Source organism: Chitinophaga sp. RCC_12, assembly GCF_041360695.1.
GTDB lineage: Bacteria > Bacteroidota > Bacteroidia > Chitinophagales > Chitinophagaceae > Chitinophaga.
Window position 1 is genome coordinate 1,158,725 of the sequence record NZ_JBFUPS010000001.1, and the last position, 15,137, is coordinate 1,173,861.

Consider the following 15,137-nt stretch of genomic DNA (forward strand, 5'->3'; position numbering starts at 1 on the left):
AGCTTTTCCTTTTTATTTATCAGAGTGTGATGTTGATCCCGATCGTATAGCTTTTCAGGATGGGATAGTTATTACCATTACCGGAACTGTTCTGATCCGTTACAGCATCGGAACGGCGGATACTTTCCACATCAAGGTCGCGGGTAACTTTATACAGCGGCGACCACGACCAGAGATTTTCCGCGGAGAGATAAACGCGTGCGGACGTCATCCTGGCGCGTGATACCAGCGAGTGCGGGAGGTTATAACCCAGCTGCAGGTTTTTGAGCCGTATGTATGCCACATTTTGCAGGTACTTTGATTGCGGCGGATTTAATTCACCCGCACCGTTCTGCGCCACATACCCGCGATAGCGTGGGAAGTATGCATCCGGATTGTCTTCCGACCAGATCTTTCCCTGCTGTGATTTAGGCATAAAATTATAGGGCCTGTTATACTGTCCCCAGAATACATCTGACTCTGACCCCGGCCACCAATCCTGTTGTAATACACCCTGGAAGAAGGCGCCGATAAAGAAGTTATTCCAGTCGGCGCTCAGGTTGATTCCATAGGTATACCGCGGCAGGGTATCACCGATGATGGTAAGATCTCCGTGCTGGCTAAGTGTATTTGCACCATTATTAATATTAGGATCACCGTCCAGGTTCTTAAACCGGATATCGCCAGGCAGCCATTGTCCGCTGTTGGAGGCTTTAAAGAGCGCCTGTGTTTTGGCGGCCTGGGATACGTTATCTTTTGTCCAGTAGCCATCGTTGGTGTAACCCCATATTTCACCGAAGCGCTGCCCCACATAATAATCTGTAAGTTTATTATTGGTGTTGTTGTATTTGGTGATGGTGGCCTTATAATCGGCCATAGAAACGCTTACTGCATAGTGCAGTGGCTTTGCGGCTACATTAAACTGGTCTTTCCACCCCACGGTGACTTCCCATCCTACTGTTTTCAGATCGGCATAGTTTCCTTTGGGTACATCTGTACCAAATACAGCGGGAAGTGTTTGTCCTACGGTGAACATATTCTTGGTAATTCTCGTATAGGCGTCCCCGCTAATGGTAAGATGGTCATTGATAGCAGAGAGGTCCAGTCCGAGGTCGCGGGTGGTGGAGGTTTCCCAGGTAAGGCCATCCGGCAGCACCACGGGTTGTGATGTTTGTTGCTGCTTTACGCCGTTGATCACGCGGGATGATTGTGTGATAGCCAGTTTTTCCTGGTAGGCGTAGGATGCCACATTGCCATTACCCAGGGAACCATAGGAACCTCTTATTTTCAGATCGGAAATAATTTTTGGCGATACTTTCCAGAAAGGCTCCTGTGCTACCCGCCAGCCGGCGGATACGGAGGGGAAGAAAGCATAGCGCTGATCGGAGGGGAATTTCGATGAACCGTCGTAGCGGCCGTTCACTTCCACGAGGTAGCGGTCTTTATACGCATAGTTTAACCGGAAGAATTCACCCATGATGGCCCATCGGTCGTAGCCGCCGGTGGTGTTTACATTGGTTCCGAGCGCAAGACTGAGATCTTTGGCATCGCTGTACACCAGGCCGTTGCGGGTGGTAGCGAATCCTTTGTAGGTCGACTGCTCATAGTTGAACCCAACGAGGGCTTTAAAGTAATGCACATCTCCCCCAAAACGGTTTTCATATTCACCATACAGATTAGAGGCGAGGTACAGGGTATTGTAATTGCTCATCATAAGATCGTTGTAGGCGTTGCCCACATAAGCAATTACACCCGGCGCTGCGCTGTAAGGTACGGGTACGCGTAAACGTTTCTGGTTATCGGCGGTATTCTGGAAGGTAAAGTCGCCTTTCAGCCTGAATTTATCTTTATAAATATTTGCGATAAAGCCGGTAGTATTCCTGAATACCTGTTTGTTCCAGTCGAGTCCGTTTTTACCATAATACATATCCCCTACCGTGTAAGCAGCAGAGGCGGTGAGGGTGCCATCCGGGTTGAGCAGCATGGAAGAAGGATGCGCTTCATCGGCCATATTGCGCCAGATACCACCCCCTTCGCCTACGTTGAGCGGGTTGTGATAATCCCTGTTGGAAAATTCTGTATTGTTATACACCTGTAAAAAGGGGAACAGCTGGATGTTTCCTTTTGCGCGCAGGTTATACATTTTATAATCATCGGTGTTAAAGCGGAACAATCCATCCTGACCATAATAACGACCCGTGAGGTAGTAACTGGCTTTACCGCTGCTGCCGGAAACGGTGAGGTTCTGGTCTGTAGCGGTGGTATGGTTTTTATATAGCAGGCCGTACCAGTCGGTATTACCATAATACTCATAGTTACCTGCGGCATTCACGATTGTTTTTGGCAGGGAGGGATCATCCTCATGCGCTTTCAGGGCATCCAGGTAAGCTTTGGAGAAGGGTTGTGTTTTATTGATGTTTTGTGGCGACTGGGAATAATCGTTCCAGGCGCTCCAGGCCTCATTGAAGTTTTTGGCATATTCGTAACCGTTAGTCACCATATCGGGAACGGTAGTAGGCTTTTTAATAGAGTAATTAGAGGAGTAGCTTACACTCAGCCTGTCTTTCACCGGTGTTTTTGTGGTGATGAGTACTACGCCGAATGCAGCTCTTGCGCCATAGATGGCGGCAGAAGATGCATCTTTTAATACGGTAACGCTGGCCACGTCGGCGGGGTTGAGCATAGCCGGATCCCCTTCTACCCCATCGATAAGGATAAGGGCACTTCCTCCCTGTCCGATAGATGTTGTACCGCGGATATTATAGGCGGGCGACTGGATCGGTTTTCCATCGCCGGGTACGAGATTGAGGTTAGGGATCATGCCTTGTAGTCCCTGGCTGAGGTTTGGAAGCGGGCGGTTTTCCAGTACCTTGCCGGATACCTGTGCAACGGCCCCGGTAAGATTTGCTTTCTTCTGCGTACCATATCCTACCACTACCACGTCGTTGAGGTTGGATATATTATCTTTTAATACTACCTGGATATTAGTTTGATTACCTACGGCGAGGGTATCCGGTTTGTATCCGACAAAACTGAATATGAGGCGGTCGCCGGCAGTAGCATTGATACTGAAATTACCTTTGGTATCCGTGTTGGTGCCGGTGCCCGTGCCCGACAGTTTAATAGATACCCCCAGCAACGGCTGGCCGGCGTCGTCGACCACCCTGCCCTTTACCGGGTGCGATTGCGCAGAGCTTCTGAATGCGTAGCCTAGCAGCAGTAGAATGCATAACCATCTCTTCATGGTGATTCTGTGATTTTGTAGATCAGGAATAATAAAATGTCTGCTGCAAATAAGGAAGTGCGGGTTAACGGGCGGGTTAACTGGTGATTAATGGCGTGAATTAACCCAAAATAAATTATGAAATGCGTGTATAATCGCCTAAATTAACACTAGAAAAGTTTCTTAAACTAAAGTTAACTTTCAGATCGGAGATAATACTTATTTAGCGAGTAATTTGCCACGTTATTGAAAGCCGGTGACCCGCTTTTACCATAGGATAATTGAAAAATTCTTACAACAATAATTGTAAGGCCGCCAATGTACAGATCTACTCTTTTGTTATTAACATTACTGACTATTACTATCATCAGCAAAGCCCAGGAAGCTTACGGACTGGAGTTTGCATGCAAGAACATTCCGCAGGAATCGCGCACTTCCCTTGATCTTTTCCCCGGGCAACCTTTGGTAGTAAAAGATAAATATGCACTTTCGTTTGACCTGTCTTTCCTTCCTTTTTCTTCTTCTTATTTCGGGTATATTTTCCGGATAACCGATGAAAAGAAACAAAATATTGACCTGATATATAATGTACATACGTATGCATTTAATGTGGTTACCGGTAATGAATTTTCCGGGATTTCTTTTAAGATAGACCGGGATTCCCTGTACCATCAATGGAATAACATCCGGCTGGACATTAACACCCGTTCGCATACGCTGCTCGTTACTGTAAACGGGAAAGCAGTAAAGAGTATCCGTCACCCGGTTATTTCCGGACACCAGCTGAATATTTGCTTCGGCGCCAATTACCGCAAAACATTCAAAACCTTTGATGTAGCGCCCATGCGGCTCAAGGATGTGAAAATTTCCACCGGGCAGGAATTACTGCACCACTGGCCGCTGGACCAGGTAAGCGGTACGGTTGCAAAAGATGGGTTCACCGGGCAAACTGCTACCATTAAAAACCCGGTTTGGCTGCGGCCACAATTCACCGAATGGCAATTGGCCGACTCCTTTTCTATTAACAGCAATGCCGGTGTAGCGATGAACCCCGCTACTGAAAATGTGTATATCACGGGGAGGGATTCCATATATCAATTCAGCTGCAGCTCGCGAACACTGGCTGCCAGTGCGCTCGGGCAGCCGCAAGGCACTCCCGCCGGGATCCGGTCGGCATACGACATGGCCCGGCATCAACTGTACAATTTATTTCCCGACAGGCAACAGGTGGCCCGGTTTGATTCAGCCACCGCCAGCTGGAATCAGTCTATTGATGCGGATGCAGTAACCAACTACTGGCATTCCAATATTTTCTTTTCATTATACGACAGCGCCATTTATTCACTGGGCGGATATGGCGACTTCCGCTATAAAAATGAGGTACACCGGTATGATCCCGGTCATCAGAACTGGGATACCGTACATGTAACCGGCGACTTTTTCACGCCACGCTACTTAGCCGCAGCAGGCGCCAGCAACGCGGGAGATTCTGTTTATATACTGGGTGGCTACGGCAGTATTACCGGCGACCAGCTGCTGAATCCACACGCGCTGTACGACCTCCTGCTGTTTGATGTAAAGCGCAGGACCTTCAAAACTATTTATAAGCTGAAGGAACCGGAAGAACCTTTTGCTTTGGCCGGTAACATGATCATCAACAGCGCGCACCAGGAATATTTTGCACTGACATTTCCCAACGACCGAATGAATTCTTCCCTGCAGCTGATCCGGGGTTCGCTGAAAAACCCTACTTATGTTAAAATGGCGGCCAGTTTGCCGTACAATTTCTACGATACCAAATCAGCTGCCTACCTGTTCTATTGTCCGCAAAATGATAAGCTGGTAGCCGTTACCTTCTTCTCCCCAAAAAACAACATTACAAAGGTCAAAATATATACGCTTAGTTTTTCACCTTACGGCCTTGCCGTAAAAGCCCCCGCCAATGAGCGTATACCCGAATACGTTATGAGGCTGCTGCTGGCAATAGCCATTGGATTTTCCCTGTTTCTGCTGGCGGCGGGAATTTCTGCTGTAAAAATTAATAAAACAGTAAAGGAAGATGATGAGCCGTTAGTGGCCACTGAGCCACAGCAGGAAGCGCCAGCGCCGCCGGTAACGACGATCCTTCCCGCGCAACCAGCATCGGCTGTTTATTTATTCGGGCATTTCACGGTGCTCGACAAAGAAGGCAACGATATCACCCGGTTATTCAGCCCGCTGCTAAAAGAATTGTTCCTGCTATTATTCCTGCATTCCTTACTGGGCAAAACGGGTATTTCTTCCGAAAAAATCAATGAAATACTATGGCCGGGGCGCTCTGTGAAAGATGCCAAAAATAACCGCTCTGTAAATATTGTCAAGCTGAAAAGCATCCTTGATAAAACCGGCATCTATACGCTCGCGAAAGAAAACGATAAATGGATCTTTCATTTTGACGATCCGCAGATACAGGTCGATCTGGCTGAATACCTGCACCTATTGTCCGTTATTACAATCGATGGAAGCAATATTCACCGGGTTGCAGACATTGTAAAAAGAGGCGCATTTTTGCAGGAAACCGAATATCCATGGCTTGACAAATTCAAAGCGGATATTTCCGCGCAGGCAATTCCGCTGCTGATCCACCACTTGGAGGAACATGCTGCGGAGCCGGAAGAGGTGATCAGTATCTGCGATTGTATTCTCACCTTTGATTCGCTGTGTGAAGAAGCAGTGATGCTAAAATGCAAGGCATTGGTAACCCTGCGGCAGCATGCATCTGCGAAGAAAATATACACTTCATTTATTGCCGAGTATGAAAGGATTTACGGAGAAACGTTTGAGATGGAGTATACGAAGGCGATAGAGCAATATTAAAGCAGGTGTACCAGCCGGTACACCTGCTTCTTACAACCGTTCGCGGATCACTTTCACCGCATCCCCTCTTTCCAGTTCATTATGCTCCTGCCAGCGGTCCTGCTGCTGTTTTACCAGCTCGCCCGTTTGCCAGGCGAGGAACTTTGCTTCCAGCCGTTCCAGGCATAGCTGTTTATTCTGCAGTTGTGAGCGGCTGTCCATGGCCAACACCTGTAATCCACTAGGGCGGTGAATACCACGCACGGCGGTTTCCACTTTGTTCACATGCTGACCGCCCGGCCCCGCGGCCCGGCAGGTTTCCAGCGTTACGTCTTTCGGATTCCACTGCACCTGTTTTTTGATATCGAATACAGATATGCCTACGAACCAGTTTTTACGTTTGTGAAATTTACGGTAGGGACTTTGTGCAATCCACTGCACGGTACCTTCCCACGATCCGCAAAAGGCCGTTACATTTTTTCCTTTGAGCAGCAGCGTAGCAGAAAGCAGGGTACCGTTAATATCTCCTTTGATATTTTCCAGTACCTGTATGCTGATGCCTGCTGCGCGGCCTTCCTTTATCATTATTTCCTGCACCTTTGCCACCACCCTGCAACATTCTGCAGGGCCGCGGCCCGAGGTGATCTGTATAATCATTTGTTCCATGTTGTTAGTCTTTATTCATTCTTACAATAGCGGGCATAAACCGGCCCTGTATGTCTACTAATTCCTGCTGTGCGTTGATAACATCTTCAATGTCTTTATATGCCAGCGGATTTTCTTCCACGCTGCCGCCGATGAGGGTGACACCTGCAGCGGCCAGCATTTTTTTCAAACCGGATACGGTCATGCTTTCTTTGGCCCTTTTGCGGCTCATGGCCCTGCCTGCGCCGTGGGAGGCGGAGTATAAAGCATTGTCCACGCCCTTTCCCATTACGAGGTAGGCCGCAGTGCACATGCTGCCGGGAATGATGCCCATTTCGCCGGCATGAGCCGGGGTAGCGCCTTTGCGGTGAATGATCACGGACTGACCGTTTGCCAGGGTATCTTCCCAGGCAAAGTTGTGGTGATTTTCCACTTTTGCGAGCGACTGCAAACCCAGCGCCTTCATGAGATTGAGGTGAATGCGGTCGTGGCACGCTTTGGCATAATCACCGGCCAGGTTCATGGCCAGCCAGTATTCCTGCCCCGCTTCGCTGTTGAGATCCAGCCAGGCCAGCTGTTGCGCCGACTTTGGCAGCTTGCAGGTATCCATAGCGATGCGCGTGTAATGCTGCGCGATGTTAGCGCCCAGGCCACGGCTGCCGGAATGCGACAGCAATGCCAGGTACCTTTTTGGTGGTAGCTGCAAGGCATTGTCTTCTTTCAGTTCTATTAAACCGAATTCCACAAAATGGTTGCCGCTGCCGGAAGAACCTAACTGCCGCGCAGCTTTGGCTTGTAATTTCCGCAACAATTCTGTCGACTGGAACGCTGTGCTGTCGAGCACTTCATGTTCTTGTGGAAATTCCAGGCCGCCTTCCATGCCAAAGTGCGTGTATTCTTTCAACGCCACTTTTACCTGGTGGGAGAAGCGTTTTAAAAAGCTTTCACCTTCATCAAAGATGGTGAGCGCCATTCGGCAGCCAATATCCACGCCTACTGCAAACGGCAGTACAGCGTTATCTGTAGCCAATACGCCGCCGATAGGCAGGCCGTAGCCCGTGTGCGCATCCGGCATGAGGGCGCCCTGTATGGTAACCGGTAAAGACATCGCCGTTTCCATTTGTTGCTTGGCGGAGCGTTCTATTTCTTTGGCGCCGTATACTTTCAGCTGACCTGTTTTTTCCAGCAGGTCATACGACTGAAAATTGCATTCCACCGGTTCATCCATAAAGGTGTCCGCTATTTTTCCCAGTATTTCGTGGGAGCGATAGCTGGCCGGATCAGCTTTGATGGCGGTTAACAGCGCTATAAGATCTGTCTTCGTTTCGTGTTTGAAATGCTTTGATATAATATTGATGACGAGGCTTCTGGCCTGGTCGTTTGTATAACCTATTTTACTAAGTTCTTTTGTTTTTATACTGCCCATAAAAGGTGATGTATGTGCGGTGATGAGGCCTTTAAAGGCACACCACGGCGGCGCCGGTAACCCGGTGCGGTATTAAATATAAATGAATGTAAATGTTGTTCCGTGCTGGAACACACCTTCCGCTGAAAGGAGAGATAAAGCAAACGGAGGCACTAACGTATCCGTATATACGAAATGTATTTATACAAAAAGTATAAGATCCATACAAGTATTATTCCGGCTTATGTAAAAGGTAAGCAGCAACGTTTGCCTGATCAGGCAAGGAGCGAAAGGAGCGATATGTGGGTACGTTCTGTCATGATTCCTTGTATTTTAAAAAGATGAAGAATAAGGAATTCGGGTGCAAAGATATAGCTATTTTATAAATACAGCCGCATTTTTTTCACATAATAATTTTAGCGCAGATAGTCGCAGATTTTAACATTTCCCCAGCCTATAAAAAAGGGTTTATAACTGTGCATGACGTAAATTTGTATGTACCCGCATTTTTAACCTCCGGAACCCACTCCGGACGGGCTACATCAACATTATAAAACTTTTTCTTATGGACAAACAGCTCATCCGCAACGCCTATAAAGTGTACTGGCTGGAAAACGGCAAAGCGCCCGTTTCTGTTTATGCACTCTGCAAACTTGTAGACGTTTCTGAAACCGAATTCTATGAACAATACAGTTCACTGGAAGCGGTAGAAAAAGATATCTGGTTAGCTATCTTCCAACAAACATTGGATCAACTGCATGCAGATGAAATTTATCAGCAATATAATGCGCAGGAAAAACTGCTGGCCTTTTACTTTCTCTGGGTGCAGAAACTGAAAGAAGACCGGAGTTACCTGTTATTGCAGCGCAAACACTTCCGGTTACCGGACCTGTACCGCAACAAACTGGAAACTTTCCGTCACGCATTTAATAAGTATGTAAGTGACCTGGTAAAAGAAGGTTATCAATCCAGCGAAATCAAGGAAAGGAAATATATCTCCGACCAATATGTACATGGTTTCTGGTTACAGGCCCTGTTTGTGCTGAAATACTGGCTGGATGATACCAGCAACCAGTTTGAGATGACCGATGCCGCCATTGAAAAAGCGGTGAACCTGAGCTTCCAGCTGATCAAATCCAATACACTGGATAGTTTGCTGGATTTCGGGAAATTTATTTTTACGCGGAAATAAGCATCATGAAAGAACAATCCAATATTCCCACTTCCAAAGTGGAAAGGGCAGGCAAATTCGTTACGACAGGACTTAAGGTAGGTACCAACTATATCAAACACTACACCCGCAAGCTGATGGACCCTTCTACCACCAAAGAAGAGCTTCACCAGGACAATGCCGCGGATATTTACGATACGCTGAGTAACCTGAAAGGCAGCGCACTGAAAGTGGCGCAGATGCTGAGTATGGATAAAGGCATGTTGCCGAAAGCCTATACCGAAAAATTCGCCATGTCGCAATACAGCGCTCCCCCGCTGAGCGGCCCGCTGGTAGTAAATACTTTTGTAAAGACATTGGGGAAATCGCCTTCACAGCTGTACGACCAGTTTGACCTGCAGGCGTCTAACGCCGCCTCTATAGGGCAGGTGCATAAAGCCACCAAAGATGGTAAAAAGCTGGCCGTTAAAATCCAGTATCCCGGCGTAGCCAATAGCGTAAAGTCAGACCTCCGTATTGTGAAACCCTTTGCCATCCGCATTGTGGGCATGAACGAGGTGGACATGGACAAATATTTCGACGAAATAGAAAGTAAACTGCTGGAGGAAACCGACTACAAACTGGAACTCCGCCGTTCTATGGACCTTTCCAGGGAATGCGCGCATATTCCCAACCTGAAATTTCCCGGTTACTACCCGGAAATGTCGTCGGACCGGATCATTACCATGGACTGGCTGGATGGTCAGCACCTGAAAGAATTCCTGCTGACCAACCCTTCGCAGGAAGTGCGGGATAAAATTGGCCAGGCCCTCTGGGACTTTTACCAGTTCCAGGTACATAGCCTGAAACAGGTGCATGCAGACCCGCATCCCGGCAATTTCCTGATGCGCCCGGATGGCACTGTCGGCATTTTTGATTTTGGCTGTGTAAAGGAAATACCCGAAGATTTCTATGAGAATTACTTCCTGCTGGTTGACAAAGAGGTGTTAAAAGACGAGAAACGCCGGCACCAGATCTATACCAACCTGGAAATGATCCATCCGTCGGACAGCCCCAAAGAGGTGGAATTCTTCTCCGGCCTTTTCCAGCATATGATCGATTTGCTGACCCTCCCCTTTACGCTGGACAACTTTGATTTCGGCAACGAAGTTTATTTTAATGAAATATATGCCTACATGGATGAACTCTACAATATGAAAGAGATCCGTGATTCAAAGGTAGCGCGTGGCTCCAGGCATAGTCTCTATATTAACCGTACCTATTTTGGGTTATACTCCATTCTGAGCGACCTGAAAGCGAATGTAGTCACCGGCCCCGCCAGGATACAGGAGCTGGTGACCGCCAGGAAAACTGCTTAACAGGCTTTCCGGGATTTTTCCCCGGAAAGCTTTGTTCTTTTCCGAGTTAGTCGTAGAATTATTGTAATTGGTCGCAACTCTGCCTTGATAATTACACAAATCCCCTAATTTGCCGCCATGAAACAGGAATGGTACCAGCAGAAATGGGCAATAATAGCCAGGCATATCCTCGCGTGGCTGATATTCTTCTCTCTCCCCTATTTGTTACATCCTACGAACGAGAAGTACGACCGGGACCTCCTGAATGAAAAACAGATGTGGACCTTGTATATGTATTTTACTTACCTCGTATTGGTCGTTTTTTTTTACCTGAATGCCTGGGTATTTATTCCGAAGCTGGTGTATAAAAAGAAAATTTTCGATTATATCCTTTATATAGTAGGGATCTTTATTTTCATGTGTACCATGCGGTATGGTTTTGAAAAGATATTCCTGAAACCGCATCACATAGATATTAAACCCACCGTCCTGTTCACTTTCTTCATTTTTTTCTTTGTACTATCCGCCAGTACTGCCTTCCAGATGATTGTTGATAAAATGAAGCTGGAAAGACAAACGAGTGCACGGGAAAATGAGTTGCTGAAAACGGAATTGTCGCTGCTCCGTTCGCAGGTAAGTCCGCATTTTATGTTTAATGTGCTCAACAACATGGTATCGCTGGCGCGTAAAAAGTCGGATGTGCTGGAACCCTCTCTCATCAAGCTTTCGTCGCTGATGCGTTATATGCTATACGAAGCGGATGAGGACAAAGTTCCCCTGCAAAAAGAAACAGAATACCTGCAAAGCTATATCGACCTGCAGCAGCAACGCTTCGGGAAGAACGTAAGTATCCGGGTATCGCTGGAAACGGGCGACACCTGTTATGAAATAGAGCCGATGCTGCTGATTCCCTTTGTGGAAAACGCTTTTAAGCATGGTACCGGCATGATCACCGATGCTACGATAGATATCCGGCTATATACGCGGGATGACAAATTATTTTTTTCTGTGCAGAACCGTTTCAATAAAGATTCTTCCGAAATAAAAGATAAAACCAGCGGTATAGGTCTTACCAATGTAAAAAGGCGTTTGAATTTGTTATATGGAGATAATTATGTTTTGCATATAGATAAAAAAGATGACTGGTTTATAGTATCCTTGCAATTAAATCTCCACTGATGATGAAATGTATCGCCATAGACGATGAACCGTTAGCGCTGGACCTGCTGGAAGACAATATCAGCATGGTTCCGTACCTGCAGCTCACCGGCAAATGCAACAACGCATTTGAGGCGATGGAGATTTTGCGGCATCAGCCGGTGGACCTTATATTCCTCGACATCCAGATGCCGGGACTTACGGGGTTACAGTTCCTGGAATCGCTGCCCAATAAACCACTGGTGATACTGATTACGGCTTATGAAAAATATGCCTTGCAGGGCTTCAACCTCGCGGTAACGGATTATCTTGTAAAACCGGTGTCCCTGGAGCGTTTTATCAAAGCCTGTAATAAAGCACAGGAGCTTTTCCTGCTCAAAACGGGTGGAAAAACCGCCCGGGAAGAGGCTGATTTCTTTTTTGTAAATGTAGACTACAGCCTGCTGAAAGTAGTGTATTCCGATATCCGGTGGATAGAAGGACTAAAAGACTATGTAAAAATCCACCTGAACAGCAATCCCAAACCGGTTATTACACGCATGAGTATCAAGGGATTAGAGGAGCAGTTGCCCGGCTCCAGGTTTGTGCGTGTGCACAAGTCGTATATCGTTTCCATTGCCGCCATCACTGCTATCCGGAAAACCAGTGTATTCCTCGATACGCTGGAATTCCCGGTGGGCGATACCTACCGTGATGCGGTATATGCTATTGCCGGAAAGGCCGGTCAGTGATCCGACAGTTCGTAGCAGTTTTTTCCCCACTCATCTCATTTAATTTATTTTATCCATCTGGCGGGTATACTTTTGCATGATCTGAATTTATATAAAATGCAAAAGATTTATTTGTTTATCACCCTGTTTTTGCTTTCAATGAGTGCTGTAGCTCAGCCTCCCGCAGGCGCTAAGATGCCGATGGGTATGGGAATGAGCGGCCATGTATATGGCAAAATTATTGACCCCGATGGTAAAGCCGTTCCTTATGCTTCCGTAATTATCCTGCAGAACCGTATGGATAGCGCCACAAAAAAAATGAAGGAAAAGCTGCTGAAAGGCGTGCTGACCAAAGGTAATGGTGAGTTCAGCCTGGAGGATCTGCCCGGCAGGGGCCCGCTGAAACTGCGGATCACTGCTACCGGGTACAAAACTGTGGAACAAGCGGTGACCTTTCCTCCTTTTGAAAAGGATCTCGGCAATATTAAGCTGGCGGTAAGCACTACCCAGCTGCAAGGCGTTACTGTAGCCGGCACCAAACCGCTCATGCAGATGGATATCGATAAAAAGGTATTTAACGTGGAGAAAAACATCGTCAGCGCCGGTGGTACCGCGCTGGATGTAATGAAAAACGTGCCTTCTGTAAATGTGGATATCGACGGTAATGTAACCCTGCGCAACAGCGCCCCGCAGCTGTATATCGACGGGCGCCCGACCACCCTCACCCTGGAACAGATTCCGGCGGATGCGATTGAAAACGTAGAGGTGATCACCAATCCTTCTGCCAAATACGATGCGTCCGGTGGTAGCGCCGGTATCCTGAACATTGTGCTGAAAAAGAACCGCAAAACGGGTTACAATGGTAACCTGCGTGCCGGTGTGGATAAACGCGGCGCTGTAAATGGCGGCGCGGACTTTAACCTGCGCCAGGATAAGGTAAATATTTCCGCCAGCGTAATGGGCAACCAGATGAAAGGCCGTACCAATGGTACCACCGAGCGTAACAACTTTGCAGATGAACCGGCCACCAACATCAACCAATACAACGCCAACAAAACAGATGGCGGTTTCGTTTTTGGTAAACTTGGACTCGATTGGTTTGTTACCAACCGTACCACCTTGTCTGTGGCCGGGATCAAGGTGCATGGCTCCATGAATCCTTCTGAAAGGATCGATATTAATACCGACACCCTGAATAAAGCCGGCGATATAAGGTCCTTCAGTCAGCGTAACTCCAGTTCCCATAACAAGTTCAACGCTAACGGCGTGGTATTGGGAATGAAACACCTGTTCCCTAAAGAAGGAGAAGAACTGACCGCCGACTTCAACTATTTTGGCGGAAAGAGCGATAATAACTCCGATTACCGGACCGACCGCTATGCCGGCAGCAACATCAGCGGCAGCGATATACAACAGATCCTGGGTAATGGTGCCATGAGCTTTATGACCATCCAAACGGATTATGTAAAGCCCTTCAATGGTAAATTAAAGCTGGAAACCGGGTTGAGAGCCTCTGTCCGTAAAATTAAGAGCAACTTCAACAACTATATGCTGGACCCTGAAACAAAGGAATATGTACTGATACCGGCCGCCTCCAATAATTATAAAAACAGTGATAATGTATACGCCGCTTATGTAAGCGTATCCAACACCATTGGTAATTTTGGTTATAAAGTAGGTGTACGTGCGGAAAGTTCCAATTACACCGGTGATCTGCTCAACAACGGACAGCATTTCTCCAACAACTACCCGGTAAGCCTGTTCCCATCCCTGTTTTTAAGCCAGAAGCTGAAACACGACCAGGAACTGCAGGTGAGCTACACCCGTCGTATTAACCGGCCTAACTTCTTCCAGCTGATTCCGTTCACCGACTCTACCGATAAGCTAAACATCACGAAAGGTAACCCGGGGCTGGTACCGGAGTTCACTACTTCACTGGAAATGTCGTACCTGAAAACGCTGAAAGGAAACAATACCATATTGGCATCTCTCTATTACAGACATACCAACAACCTGATCACCCGTTACCTCACAAAGGAAACCGATCCGGTAAATGGCCAGGAACTGCTGGTGAACACTTATATCAATGCGAATTCCAGCTATTCTGCCGGTGCGGAAGTGACTGCCATGTATAATTTCACCAAATGGTGGAGTGCTACCGCCAATGTGAATCTCTACAATTCGAAGATCAATACAGACAATGTAACGCAATCGCAGGATGCGCTCTGGAGCTGGTTTGGTAAACTCAACAGCACCTTTAAGCTGCCCGCAAATTTTGAAGTGCAGCTCACAGGTACTTACCAGTCGAAAACCAATTTGCCTGTAAATGACAACAAGAACGTGCAGGCCGGTCCGCCTATGCAGCAGTCGCAGAATGCTTCGCAGGGCTACATCGCCTCTTTTTATGGTGTAGACGCCGCCATCAAAAAGAGCTTCCTGAAAAACAATGCGGCTTCAGTAACCTTTAGTATAAATGATATCTTCAGGACCCGCTGGTCTGACCAATATTCACAAAGCGATTATTTCACACAGTATTACAGCCGCCTGCGCGACCCGCAGATGATGCGCCTGACATTTGCTTACCGGTTTGGTAAAATTGACGCCAGCCTGTTTAAGAGAAAGAACATGGGTGCAGGCATGCAGGGAATGCAGGAAGTGATTCAGTAAGAAGTTG

Annotated in this window: 9 protein-coding genes; 6 read left to right on the forward strand and 3 right to left on the reverse strand. The window is 47.3% G+C overall.

Annotated elements, in window-relative coordinates:
- Positions 1–19: 19 nt before the first annotated feature.
- Positions 20–3,223 carry a SusC/RagA family TonB-linked outer membrane protein gene (locus tag AB6805_RS04470; RefSeq protein ID WP_370908257.1) on the reverse strand — a complete coding sequence of 1,068 codons (3,204 nt, stop codon included), beginning with the start codon at positions 3,221–3,223 and terminating at the stop codon, positions 20–22.
- A 297-nt stretch (positions 3,224–3,520) separates the two neighbouring features.
- Between AB6805_RS04470 and AB6805_RS04475 the strand changes: the two genes are divergently transcribed.
- Positions 3,521–6,058, forward strand: coding sequence for a hypothetical protein (locus AB6805_RS04475; protein ID WP_370908258.1), 2,538 nt, complete (start codon positions 3,521–3,523; stop codon positions 6,056–6,058).
- Positions 6,059–6,088: 30 nt separating this feature from the next.
- Here the strand turns inward: AB6805_RS04475 and prfH are convergent, their stop codons facing one another.
- Both prfH and AB6805_RS04485 read right to left on the reverse strand, forming a co-directional pair.
- Positions 6,089–6,703 (reverse strand): peptide chain release factor H, encoded by a 615-nt coding sequence (gene prfH, locus AB6805_RS04480; protein WP_370908259.1) that lies wholly within the window; start codon positions 6,701–6,703, stop codon positions 6,089–6,091.
- A 4-nt stretch (positions 6,704–6,707) separates the two neighbouring features.
- Positions 6,708–8,108 carry an RtcB family protein gene (locus tag AB6805_RS04485; protein WP_370908260.1) on the reverse strand — a complete coding sequence of 467 codons (1,401 nt, stop codon included), beginning with the start codon at positions 8,106–8,108 and terminating at the stop codon, positions 6,708–6,710.
- 544 nt (positions 8,109–8,652) lie between these two features.
- On the opposite strand from AB6805_RS04485, the gene AB6805_RS04490 reads away from it, so the two are divergent.
- From AB6805_RS04490 to AB6805_RS04510, 5 genes are all read left to right on the forward strand, one after another.
- Positions 8,653–9,279: a TetR family transcriptional regulator C-terminal domain-containing protein gene (locus AB6805_RS04490; RefSeq protein ID WP_079470266.1), complete on the forward strand. Its 627-nt coding sequence runs from the start codon at positions 8,653–8,655 to the stop codon at positions 9,277–9,279.
- Between the two features lie 5 nt (positions 9,280–9,284).
- Complete coding sequence (locus AB6805_RS04495; protein WP_370908261.1) at positions 9,285–10,616, forward strand: ABC1 kinase family protein; 1,332 nt, start codon at positions 9,285–9,287, stop codon at positions 10,614–10,616.
- A gap of 117 nt (positions 10,617–10,733) precedes the next feature.
- On the forward strand, positions 10,734–11,774 hold the full coding sequence (locus AB6805_RS04500) for a sensor histidine kinase (RefSeq protein WP_370908262.1): 1,041 nt from the start codon (positions 10,734–10,736) through the stop codon (positions 11,772–11,774).
- Positions 11,774–12,484 (forward strand): LytR/AlgR family response regulator transcription factor, encoded by a 711-nt coding sequence (locus AB6805_RS04505; protein WP_370908263.1) that lies wholly within the window; start codon positions 11,774–11,776, stop codon positions 12,482–12,484. Before AB6805_RS04500 ends, AB6805_RS04505 begins: the two co-directional genes overlap by 1 nt.
- Positions 12,485–12,580: 96 nt before the next feature.
- Entirely contained in the window at positions 12,581–15,130 is a 2,550-nt protein-coding gene (locus AB6805_RS04510) for an outer membrane beta-barrel protein (RefSeq protein ID WP_370908264.1), read from the forward strand.
- Positions 15,131–15,137: the final 7 nt, after the last annotated feature.

What these genes read in the sequence shown, in the direction of transcription:
- AB6805_RS04510 (WP_370908264.1), top strand. Translation starts at nt 12,581, where the DNA reads ATGCAAAAGATTTATTTGTTTATCACCCTGTTTTTGCTTTCAATGAGT.
- AB6805_RS04475 (WP_370908258.1), top strand. Translation starts at nt 3,521, where the DNA reads ATGTACAGATCTACTCTTTTGTTATTAACATTACTGACTATTACTATC.
- AB6805_RS04490 (WP_079470266.1), top strand. Translation starts at nt 8,653, where the DNA reads ATGGACAAACAGCTCATCCGCAACGCCTATAAAGTGTACTGGCTGGAA.
- AB6805_RS04470 (WP_370908257.1), bottom strand. Translation starts at nt 3,223, where the DNA reads ATGAAGAGATGGTTATGCATTCTACTGCTGCTAGGCTACGCATTCAGA.
- AB6805_RS04485 (WP_370908260.1), bottom strand. Translation starts at nt 8,108, where the DNA reads ATGGGCAGTATAAAAACAAAAGAACTTAGTAAAATAGGTTATACAAAC.
- AB6805_RS04505 (WP_370908263.1), top strand. Translation starts at nt 11,774, where the DNA reads ATGATGAAATGTATCGCCATAGACGATGAACCGTTAGCGCTGGACCTG.
- AB6805_RS04495 (WP_370908261.1), top strand. Translation starts at nt 9,285, where the DNA reads ATGAAAGAACAATCCAATATTCCCACTTCCAAAGTGGAAAGGGCAGGC.
- prfH (WP_370908259.1), bottom strand. Translation starts at nt 6,703, where the DNA reads ATGGAACAAATGATTATACAGATCACCTCGGGCCGCGGCCCTGCAGAA.
- AB6805_RS04500 (WP_370908262.1), top strand. Translation starts at nt 10,734, where the DNA reads ATGAAACAGGAATGGTACCAGCAGAAATGGGCAATAATAGCCAGGCAT.